Genomic DNA, 10,384 nt, shown 5'->3' with positions numbered 1-10,384 from the left:
TGGGAGTCGTTGTACGGGTACAGCCAGGCCACCCAGGTCGGTGACACGGTTTACGTGTCGGGGCAGCTGTCTCATGACCGTCACGGCAACTTCGTGGGTGTCGGCGACTTCGAACTGCAGGTCCGCACTACGCTGGAGAATCTGGACTTGGTGCTGAGGCAGTTCGGAGCCGAGCGTAGCCAGATAGTGGAGTCCACGGTTCTGGTGAGGAACCTGCGGGAGAACTTCGACACGACAGCACGCCTTCACGCCGAGTACTTCGGAAAGCACCGGCCCACCAGCACGGTCATGGGAGTGTCTGACTTGGCCCTGCCGGACCAACTCGTGGAGATCGGCGCGCTCGTGCGTCTCGACGTGAAGCCATAGACGAGGAGGCCGGGTAGGAGGGAGCCCCGCGCAGGCTGCACCGGACCCCGAACGTTTCCCTCACCCGGCACCTGCCGTGACCGAGGCGCCTGGGAACACGCCGCAGACCTGCCCACCTGACCAAGCCCTACGAGGTGCCGAGTGCGGGTGTGGTGCAACGCGGGCGCCGTGTTGCACCTCGCGTTGCACTCCCACCCCGACCTCGTCGCCCACCAGATCCGCGAAGCCGCCGATGCACGGGCATCGGCTCGGCGCCGACGGACGAACTCGCCGCGACCGGCTCCCATGGCCAGGCCTTCGCCGCGCTCGGCACCACCCTGCTGTCCGGTACGGTCCTCACCCGCATCGCCCGCCGCCGCGCAGCACGCTGAACACCGTGCCCGGCCGACGGTCAGCTCCGGAACTCCTCCGCGGGCTGCCCCCGCGTCCGGCCGGGCCCGTGGTGATGCAGCAACGGTGTGAACCTCCGGGCCCGCAAGGCCTCACAGCCGGGCGCGGGAGGGCCCGGCTGCCGATGCTGGTGGCATGTCTCATCACCTCAGCGGCCCCAACCTCCGCTCCCCCCTGGACGACGCCCGCCTCGACATGACGGACCTGTTCGCCTTCACGGTGCCCGGTGACCGGACCGTGCTGATCCTGAACGTCAACCCGGTCGCTCCCACCGGCGGCCAGGCGTTCCACCCGGACGCCGTCTACCGCATCAACGTGGACACCGACGGCGACCACCGGGCCGACATCGCGTACAGCTTCGTCTTCTCCCCGCCCCACGACGGCCGGCAGACCGTCACCGTCCACCGCGCCACCGGCGACCAGGCCCGCGACCACGCCGCCGCCGGACAGACGATCTTCACCGACGTGCCGGTGAACTTCGACACCGAGGCGGCGACGGCGGAGTCCGGGCCGTACAAGTTCTACGCCGGCTTGCGCAGCGACCCGTTCTTCGCCGACCTGGACGGCATCGTCGCCAAGTTCCAGTGGACCGGCGTCGACTGGGGAGCCGACAAGAACGTCTTCGCCATCGTGCTGGAGGTCCCGGACGCCGAACTCGGCCCCCGGCCCGAGATCGGCGTGTGGGGCCGCGTCAGCGTCCACCAGGACGGGCAGCTGAAATCCGTGGACCGCGGCGCGCACCCCTCCCTGACCGCCTACTTCAACGCCGAGGACGCCAAGGACGCCTACAACGCCGGCGAACCCGCCGACGACTGGGATACCTACCGCGACCCCTGGTCCGCCGTCCTGCAGCACTTCGGCGAGTACGACCCGCAAGCCGCCGAACAGGCCCTGCGCACCGTCCTGCCCGACATCCTGCGCTACGACCGCGCCAAGCCCGCCGCCTACCCCAACGGTCGCACCCTCACCGACGACGTCACCTCCGCCCGCCTCACCATGCTCACCGGCGGCAAGGTCACCACCGACAACATCGGCCCCCACACCGACCTGCTCCCCCACTTCCCCTACCTCGGCACCCCCCACACCAACTGACCACCCACCACGCCGCACAGCGTGGCAGGGCCGGGTCGGAGCCGTCCTCCCGAAGGCTCCGCCCAACACGCCGCCGCGTCGACCAGGAGCACCGGCACGTCCGAGCCGGAATCGCGCAGCAGGACGGGAAAGCGGGGCCGGGACGGCCACCAGGCCAGGACGGCCGGACCGGAGCCGACCAGCAACACCAGGCCGAGGCCACGACAGCGGCTGGCACCCGGACAGTCGCCTACACCGGCGACGACCGGCACCGGCTGCGGGCGTTCGTCGAACGGCACCGGCTGCGGGCGTTCGTCGACCGGCACCGCCCGGCGTTGGCGCCGAGGAGACCGCTGCGCAGCCGGCGGCCTGCGCCGCCCTGTGGGAGCAGTCTGGTCCGGGCGGCCGGGGTCGGGCGTGGAAGCTTCACCGGCGCTCCCCTGGCCGCTGGCGGACCGTCATCCCCCAGCCAGACCGGAGGGCCGCGGACGGGAGCGGCCCCGGCCGGGCGCACGCCGCCATCGACGGGACCGTACAACAGCGGTCGGCGGCCGGAAGCGGCCCACCGTGAACGGGACCAGCGAAGCAGCCGGAACAACGGCTGGGCGGCGCGGGCGGGAGGATGGCTTGAACGAGAACGCCAACGGCCTGCTGCGGCAGTACTTCCCCAAGGGCACCGATCTGTCCGCCCAACGGCCCGGAACACCTTGCGGCAGTGGCAACCCAGCTCAACGGCCGCCCACGCAAAACGCTCGGCTGGGAAACCCCAGCCGAGCCCGTCATGCCAGGTCAGGGGTTCAATACCGGTGTTCGAAGGGGCTTTTGGTGGTCCCCGTCTGGGTGCGGTGGCGCATGAAACGGGGCTGCAGGTCTCTACCCTCCATGGCGACCAGCGACCACCCGGCCCAGGCCAGCACGCCTGCTGCCCGGCCCCATCCCTTTGGAGGCCCGAGATGACGCCCACCAACGACCGCGGACCCCGCCGCAAGCGCCCCATCTGGCCCGGTCCCCGCGCACTGGCCACCCGCGCCCTCCTCGGCGCCGCCACGAGCGCCGGCGCCCTGCCTCTCACCCTCCTCATCCACTGGCTCACCACCCGCTGAAACCCGCCCCGGGCACGTCCCGCACGACCGCGAGCCCTGACGGCCCGAACCGTGGTGAAGATGCACAGCCGGTGCGATCTCGCCTGCGACCACTGCCACACCCGCGAGACAGGACCCCCACGCGTCGGCATCTCACTCGACGGCGACCAGGCCGCCAACGACCGGCACCGCAGGTCCGTCGACGGCCGCCCGCAGGTGCTGGCCACCGTGGAACTGCTGCGCTCCCCGCGCTACCGCGAGTTCTACGCCGAGCCGCTCTGCACCACCAACCCAGCCGATGACACGGTCGCAGCCAGGATCTTCGGACACCACCGCCGGCACCGCCCGGAACTCTCTGCCACACCGTCCAGCTGATCTTCGCCATCTCCAACAAGGGCAGCACCGAACGCCCTGTCACCAGCGCCAACACCTCTGCCCCAACACCCCAACTACCTGCGCAGACGCGGCATCCGGCACACGATCCCGGAGAAGACCGACAGCCGGGCCGTCCGCCTGCGCAAGGGCTCACGCGGCGGACGACCACCGGGCTTCGACGAGGAGCGGTACAAGAAACGCAACACCGTCGAACGGGCCATCAACAGGCTCAAGCACGCCCGAGCGGTCGCCACCAGATACGACAAACGCGGCTACGTCCACCTCGGCACCGTCACCGCCGCGACCTCGTCATCTGGCTCCGCACATGATCGCCCGGACAAGTGCTAGTTGAGCATCCGGGCTGCCTGGACCTGCTGGAGGTGGATCAGGATGTCGTGGGTCTGAGCGAGGCGGATCTGCGGGGCGTCGGCGATCCCGGGGTAGGTGGCGCCGATGTTCTTGATCGTGTGCGGTTCGGCGAGCCAGGCGCGGGCGGGGGCTGGGGTGTTGCGCAGGTCGACGACGTAGTCGCGGTAGCGGACCTTGTCGAGGGTGTGTTCGGCGGTGCCGGGGGCGGCAGGTGCGACAGTGAAGCGTTCCGGGGCACCATCGTGGTTGAAGGCGTTGAAGGTGCCCTGATCGAAGGTGAAACCGACGCTCACGTAACCCGTGCCCAGGTGTTCCCGCAGGAAGTCGCCCTGTACCCGGGGGTACGTGTCCGGGGCGTAACTCTTGAGGGCGATGTGACCATTGTGGGCGGAGACCATGATCTTGCTGCCGGTGTGCTGCTGCCACCAGACGATGTTGTCCGCCATCACGCGGTCGCGGTAGAGCATGGCGCCGGGGATGCTCTGGGGGTCGTCCCAGTCGAAGGCGTACAGGGTGGTCATCTGGTGGATCGCACTGGCGTGCTGCACAGCCCAGGCGTGCGCGCCGGCGTCGGCGCCGGGGTGCTGCCTGAGCAGGTCCACCGCCCGCCCGGTGCGCTCGGCGAGCTCCTTGCGTTCGGCCATCGGCTTCGAGGTGTAGTCGTTGACGTAGGTGGCGGCGTCGGTGGTGGGCCGCAGGCCCTGGTAGAGCGCGGTGAGCTGGGGAGCCAGTTCGGGGAGGACCGCGGCGGCGTAGGCGTTCACCTTGTCGTAGAGCTCCGCGCCGGAGAACCCGTTGTCGTCGCCCACGAAGTGCACCGGGTCATCGGGGTGCTGGATGTTGTAGGCACGCATCCACCGGAGCAGGTCGCGGTACTCGGCGTTGTTCCACCACCGGTAGGTGCCCTGGAACTCCTCGTCCATGATCTGCTTCAGGTCGCCCTCGCCCCGGGTGAGGTAGGCGTCGATCCGCAGTCCGCTGCTCCAGGCGGCTTCGAGGGCGAAGGTGCGGAAGCCCTTCTCCTCGACCAGGTAGCGGAAGGCCCGGTGCTTGAGGGCGATGAACTCGTGCGAGCTGTGGGTGGCCTCGCCCACGCCCACCACGGTGGCACCGCCGACCATCGTGCCGAACGGGCGCAGATCGGCGACGCCGCCGCGGGGCTCGGTGGTGCGCAGCGGGTGCGCCACCCGGTCGAGGGCGGCCTCGGGGGAGCGGAACGCGACGGCGTCGGCGGACACCGACGCCGCGGGCCCGGCGGGGGGAGCGGCGGCGGAAGCGGCCGGAGCGACGGCCAGGGTGGCACCGAGCGGGACGAGCAGCGCGGCGAGCAGGAACTTGCGCGTGGTGATCATGGGCCCAACTCTCGCCGGACACCGGCACCGCAGGCCACCCGGTACACCCCCGACCGGCCCGGGGGTTGTCCTCACCCGCCGACCGACGGGGTGCCGGGACCACGCTCCCCGTCGTGAATGGGAGTCAAGCACGATGTGCTGCCCGAGAACAGCGGGCCATCGGTGACCGGCCAACCGCCCAGACCCGAAGCTCCGCATCCGCCTGTCTCTGAGACATGCCGCAGTCTGGAGAAGGACGGCGCGCGGTGCATCGCCTACATCTCCCAGCCGCGCCGGTGCGGCTGCTGGGACGCCCGTCCGAAGCCGGCCCCCTCGATACGGCGCCACCCCGCCCCGCCCCGGCGCCGGACGCTGGCCGCGAGGCCGCGCACCCCCGGCCCCGTATGCTCCTGACCATGACCAGCGCACCCCCCGCCCGCAGACGCGACGGTGCCGCGACCCGCGAGGCGATCCTCGCGGCCGCGGTCGTGGAGTTCACCGAGCACGGCTACGCCGCGGCCGGGGTACGGCAGATCGCCGAGCGGGCGGGCGTGACGGCGATGATGATCAACCGCTACTTCGGCTCGAAGGAAGGCCTGTTCGCGCAGGCCGTCGACCGCGCCTTCGCCCCGCCGACCGTCGTCGGCGACGAACCCGCCGCCCTGGCACACGCCATCGCCCGCGCCCTCGCCGAGCGCACCGCCGCGGGCGCCGAGCGGCTCGACCCGTTCCTCCTGCTGCTGCGCTCGGCCCCGGACCCGGAGGCGGCCGGCATCATGCGCCGGGGCGTGGAGGCCCACGTGGGCGCCCGCCTGGCGGGCCTGCTGGAAGGACCGGACGCGGACGTGCGCGCCCAGCTCGCTCTCGCCCTGGTCGCCGGGACATGGCTGCTGCGCACCGTCGTCGGCACCTCCGCGCTCGCCGCCGCCGACGACGGGCGTCTGGCCGACCTGCTCGCGGACATGCTGCAACCACTCGTCGCTCCCGGTGGCGCCCGGGGGTGATCCCGCCCGGCCGGAGCCGTCTGGAGGCGCCCGAGCTGCTGGAGCCGCTCGGGCCGCCGGAGTTGGCGGAGCGCCCGGAGCCGCCCGGAGGTGCCCGGGCCGCCCGGGCCGCCGGAGTTGGCGGGCGCCGGGTGCCCGGACGGCGGGTGCTCAGAAGGCGGAGCGGATGAGCCCGCCGTCGACGCGGATGGTCGCCCCGCTGACGTACTGGGCCTGGGGGCTGCACAGGTAGGCGACGGCTGCGGCGATCTCCCCGGGTTCGCCGAAGCGTTCCTGGTCGTTGGGGGCGATGGCCCGCACCGCGTTGGGCCGGATCTCCTCCCAGGTCTCGCCCCAGCCGTGGCCGGGTCCGATGCCGGTGAGGAGGTCCCGGGTGGCGTCGACGAGGATCGCCCCGGGGGACACCGTGTTGGACGTGACGCCGGTGCCCTTGAGCTCGCGCGCCAGGGAGACGGCGAGATTGTGCCGGGCGGCCAGGGTGGCGCTGTACTGCGGGAGGGTGTCGGTGGGCTGGGAGGCGAGTCCGCCGCCGATGGTGACGACCCGTCCCCATCCGCGTTCGCGCATCGCGGGGACCAGGTGCCGGATCATGCGCACGCCCGAGACGACGTTGACGTCGTAGGTGCGCCGCCACTCCTCGGGGGTGGCCTCGGTCCAGGACAGGTGCCGGTAGAAGCCCGCGTTGTTGACGAGGATGTCCACGGGACCGTCCGCCGTGGCGGCGCGGGCGACTTCCGCCGCGCCGTCGTCGTCGGCGAGGTCGCCGACGACCGCGTGGGCCGTTCCACCGGCCTCGCGGATCCGCCGGGCGACAGTCTCGGTGCGCTCCCGGTCCCGCCCGTGCACCACGACCGCCGCCCCCTCGGCCGCCAGCAGCCGCACCGTGGCCTCGCCGAGCCCCGCGCTCGAACCCGTCACGAGTGCGCGCCTGCCTGCCAGTTCGAGATCCATTCCCGTGTCTCCCCTCTCCTGGGCGTGCCACGCGCGCCGCACGCCGCTGCGACGGGCCGGAAGCATCCCCTGGTAAGTCTACAACTGTAGACTTACCAGGGGATGCAGACCACGAGGCCGAACTGCCGCCGGACACCGAAAGGTTGCCGCCCGGAACCACCGCTGCCCCGCCCGGCCCGGGCAGCGCCCGCCCAGCGGCGGCCGGAAGCCGCGGCCGGACGGAAGCGGCGACCGGCGACTCCAGGGTGAACGCAGCGGCGCCTTCAGCCTCCGCCGGCCCGGCCGAGACGGCAGCCAGGTGGAGTGCAACGGATGGACACCGGCCAAGGCGACGGACGGCGGCGACGCGGGCGCCGGGACGGCGGGACGAGCACCGGCCGGCAGCCGGGCGGCGGCCGCCGGGGCCCGGACGGGACGGACCGTACGACAGCGGACGGACCGGGACGGCGACCTGGCGACGGGCGGGGCTCAGGTGCCCCGGACGGCAGCCGGACAGCAGAGCAGCAATGGTCCGGCCGAGGTGGCTGGGACTGTACGACAGCAACCGAACGGCGGCCGGCCCCGGCCAGGGCAGCGGACGGCGGCAGATGGGTGGGGCGAGCAGGACGGCGACTACCGGGTGCCGCGCAGCGGCCCCGGACAGGACGGACAGCGGGCGGCGGCAGGGACGGCGGAGGGCGAGCAGCAGCCAGCAGCCGGTGACAGCGGACGGCGGCAGCGGAGCGGACGACGACCGACCGTACGGCAGCGGACTGGCTGGGACGGCGGCAGCGGAGCCGGGGCACGCAGCGACCGGGCGGCCGGCGGACCGTCACCCTCCAGGCGGCCTTGGCGAAGGGACGACAGCCGGCGGCCGGGCGGCAGTCGGCCCGGCGAGCGCGACGGCAAGGCCTGCCACCACGGACCGGCCGGACGGGACCGTCCCGGCCGGCGACCGGCGCACTCGCGGCGCACGGGCCGACGGCGTCGTCCCGGCTGGGAGCAGCGAAGCGGAACGACCGCGGCGAGACCCCGGGTCCGAGCCAGGCCGACTGGTGAGCGGCAGGCCCGGCCGCGGTTCCAGGTGGCCAGCCGGTCGGCGACGCGGGTCCGGACGGTGAAGGGGGGATGTCCACCGTCCGGACCCGTGCTCTCGCCCGCCGGTCCTCTTCTGACCCCGATCCCTCCCCACAAACCCTCCAGCACCGGAACAGGACCGACACCCTGCCACGCTGACGCCGGGGAGGCCGGGACAAGCGGCAGGCGTCCCCTGCTGGACCACCGCCTGGCAGGCACCCAAACCCAGCGGCACAGCCACCGAACCGGGACCGGGACGGCCCGGCAGAACACGGAAGCCAGGACGGCGGCTACCGAGCGGGCCGGACGGCGGAGGGCGGCGGCGAGCAGCGCCTCGGCCGAGCCAGGCCGGGACGGCGAAGGGGCGGCGCAGCAGCACCGGAACGGGACGGCGGACGGACGGCGGCGAGCAGACCGGCAGCAGCAGCCGGAACCGTATGACAGCAACCGAGCGGGGTGAGCGGCGGCGAACTGCCGGGCGGGACCGGTCCGGCGGTCCGGCAGCGGTGGCCGGGCGGAGCAGCCCCGGAGGGCGGAGCAGCAACGGTCCGGCCCCGCCGTCGTCCTCGCCGCCCTGCAGGAACTGCGCGACGACTACGGACTGGGCATCGCCCTCGCCACCGCCGGCCTCGTCCTGATCGCCGCCGCCACCCCTGACGGGAAGGCCGCCGCCGTGAAGGGCCCCGCCTCCTACTTCCCGTCCGTCGAGAAGAAGTACGGCCGCCCGATCGAGGAGTGGAAGGACCTCATCCGCACCTCCCCGCTCGCCCGCCACATGGAACTCGTCGCCTGGCTCAAGAGCGAACACGGCCTCGGCCACGGCCACGCCAACGCCCTCGTCGCCCACACTCTCGCCGAGACGGCAGAGACGGTGGGGAAGGCCGGGAAGGCCGGCTGAGGGCGCGTCGGGGTCGACGGGCCCCGTTCCGGGGCGCAGGCTGAGTCCGTGACCGCGTCACCCGGACGCGGCGCGAGCGGAAGGACGAACATGACCAGCACGCGCGGCCGCATCGCCGCCCTGGCGGGCGCCCTGGCGGTGGTCGCCGGCACCACCCTGGCCACCCCCGCCCTCGCCGCCGGCGCCCCGGCGTTACCCGGAGCCGGCGGCGCCGGGGGGATCACCGGACAGGCACCCTGCCCGGACGCTCCCGAGTTCACCTGCGCAACCCTCACCGTCCCGCTCGACCACAGTGGTGCCACCCCCGGCACCCTGGACCTCGCGGTGGCCATGACCCGCGCCACCAGGGCGCCCAAGGGCGACCTGCTCTTCCTCACCGGCGGCCCCGGCCAGCCCGGCGTCCCGACCATCCAGCGGATGGCCGGCAAGCTGGAGCCCGTCCTCAAGGACTACCGCCTGGTCATGTTCGACCAGCGCGGCACCGGCCGGGGCGCGCTCCAATGCCCCGGCCTCCAGGAGGACATGGGCTCCTCCGACCTCGCCGTGCCGCGCAAGCAGTCCGTCGCCGACTGCGCCGCCGCCCTCGGCCCCGACGCCCGCCTCTACAGCACCGCCGACACCGTCGCCGACATCGACCTGCTGCGCCGCGCCCTCGGCGCCCGGCGCCTGACCCTGGACGGCGTCTCGTACGGCAGCTTCGTCGCCGAGCGGTACGCGCTCGCCCACCCCGCGCGCGTGGCCCGCCTGGTGCTCGACTCGGTGGCGCCGCCCCAGGGCTTCGACCCCCTCGACCTGGCCGCGATGCCCGCCACCGCCCGCGTCCTGCGCGCCGCCTGCCAGGCCACCGGCTGCACCACCGACCCGGCCGCCGACCTCGCCGCCACCGTCCGGCGCTACGGCAACGGCGCGCAGATCCTCAGCGCCCTGACCGGCTACGAGTTCATCGACCCCGACTACGGCGGGGTCCCGGAGATCCTGCACGAGGCCGCCGCCGGGCAGCCCGCCAAGCTCCAGGAGTTCTTCGACCTCGTCCACCGGGAGGTCGACACCGCCTCGGCCGAGGAGCTCAGCCAGGGCCTGCACTCCGCCGCCCTGTGCGCCGACTCGCGCTTCCCCTGGGGCACCACCGACACGCCCGTCGAGGCCCGCCCGGCCGCGCTGGAACTCACCCGGCAGCGGCTGACCACCGAGCAGACCTGGCCCTACGACCCCGCCACCGCCACCGGGCTCGGCAGCCTCCTGGTCTGCCTGGACTGGCCGCGCGAGCGCGTGCCCCCGGCCCCGTCGGCGAGCCGCAGGCTGCCCGACGTGCCCGTGCTGCTGCTCGGCGGCGACCGCGACCTGGCCACCCCGTACGAACTCATCTATCAGCAGGCCGAGTTGGCCCACAACCCGCAGATCGTGATCGTCCCGGGCGCGGCGCACTCGGTGCAGAACCGGGCGGCGAACCCGGCCGGACGGCAGGCGGTGTACGACTTCCTGCTGAAGTAG

At 73.3% G+C, this 10,384-nt stretch carries 9 protein-coding genes and 2 pseudogenes; 9 read left to right on the top strand and 2 right to left on the bottom strand.

The genetic code is table 11. From position 1 onward, the window contains the following. From ACIQI7_RS21710 to ACIQI7_RS21685, 6 genes and pseudogenes are all read left to right on the top strand, one after another. The coding region (locus tag ACIQI7_RS21710; protein WP_401112445.1) for a RidA family protein at nt 1-366 on the top strand (366 nt) is incomplete at its 5' end. A 525-nt stretch (nt 367-891) separates the two neighbouring features. Then, a complete protein-coding gene (locus tag ACIQI7_RS21705; RefSeq protein WP_401112442.1) occupies nt 892-1,848 on the top strand; it encodes a DUF4331 family protein in 957 nt (318 codons plus the stop codon). Nucleotides 1,849-2,451: 603 nt separating this feature from the next. Beyond that, a pseudogene (locus tag ACIQI7_RS21700) lies at nt 2,452-2,683 on the top strand (transposase); the annotation flags it as partial. Between the two features lie 97 nt (nt 2,684-2,780). Continuing rightward, nucleotides 2,781-2,930 carry a hypothetical protein gene (locus ACIQI7_RS21695; RefSeq protein WP_401112439.1) on the top strand — a complete coding sequence of 50 codons (150 nt, stop codon included), beginning with the start codon at nt 2,781-2,783 and terminating at the stop codon, nt 2,928-2,930. A gap of 60 nt (nt 2,931-2,990) precedes the next feature. Next, on the top strand, nt 2,991-3,284 hold the full coding sequence (locus ACIQI7_RS21690; protein ID WP_401112436.1) for a hypothetical protein: 294 nt from the start codon (nt 2,991-2,993) through the stop codon (nt 3,282-3,284). A 75-nt stretch (nt 3,285-3,359) separates the two neighbouring features. Beyond that, nucleotides 3,360-3,613: pseudogene (locus tag ACIQI7_RS21685) on the top strand (IS5/IS1182 family transposase); the annotation flags it as partial. A 15-nt stretch (nt 3,614-3,628) separates the two neighbouring features. Here ACIQI7_RS21685 and ACIQI7_RS21680 read toward each other — a convergent pair. Further along, nucleotides 3,629-5,005 carry an erythromycin esterase family protein gene (locus ACIQI7_RS21680; protein ID WP_401112434.1) on the bottom strand — a complete coding sequence of 459 codons (1,377 nt, stop codon included), beginning with the start codon at nt 5,003-5,005 and terminating at the stop codon, nt 3,629-3,631. A gap of 395 nt (nt 5,006-5,400) precedes the next feature. On the opposite strand from ACIQI7_RS21680, the gene ACIQI7_RS21675 reads away from it, so the two are divergent. Further along, nucleotides 5,401-5,988, top strand: a complete 588-nt coding sequence (locus ACIQI7_RS21675; protein ID WP_401112432.1) for a TetR/AcrR family transcriptional regulator — start codon at nt 5,401-5,403, stop codon at nt 5,986-5,988. Between the two features lie 150 nt (nt 5,989-6,138). On the opposite strand, the gene ACIQI7_RS21670 is transcribed toward ACIQI7_RS21675, so the two are convergent. Then, the gene (locus ACIQI7_RS21670; RefSeq protein ID WP_401112431.1) at nt 6,139-6,939 is read right to left on the bottom strand and encodes an SDR family NAD(P)-dependent oxidoreductase; all 801 of its coding nucleotides are present in this window, start codon (nt 6,937-6,939) and stop codon (nt 6,139-6,141) included. 1,729 nt (nt 6,940-8,668) lie between these two features. Between ACIQI7_RS21670 and ACIQI7_RS21665 the strand changes: the two genes are divergently transcribed. Both ACIQI7_RS21665 and ACIQI7_RS21660 read left to right on the top strand, forming a co-directional pair. Beyond that, the gene (locus ACIQI7_RS21665) at nt 8,669-8,893 is read left to right on the top strand and encodes a DUF4287 domain-containing protein (RefSeq protein WP_401112429.1); all 225 of its coding nucleotides are present in this window, start codon (nt 8,669-8,671) and stop codon (nt 8,891-8,893) included. Nucleotides 8,894-8,983: 90 nt separating this feature from the next. Next, entirely contained in the window at nt 8,984-10,384 is a 1,401-nt protein-coding gene (locus ACIQI7_RS21660) for an alpha/beta fold hydrolase (protein ID WP_401112427.1), read from the top strand.

Origin of the sequence: Kitasatospora sp. NPDC092039, from assembly GCF_044756065.1 — a bacterium.
Classification (GTDB): Bacteria; Actinomycetota; Actinomycetes; order Streptomycetales; family Streptomycetaceae; genus Kitasatospora.
This window is presented reverse-complemented; position numbering and strand designations above follow the sequence as displayed.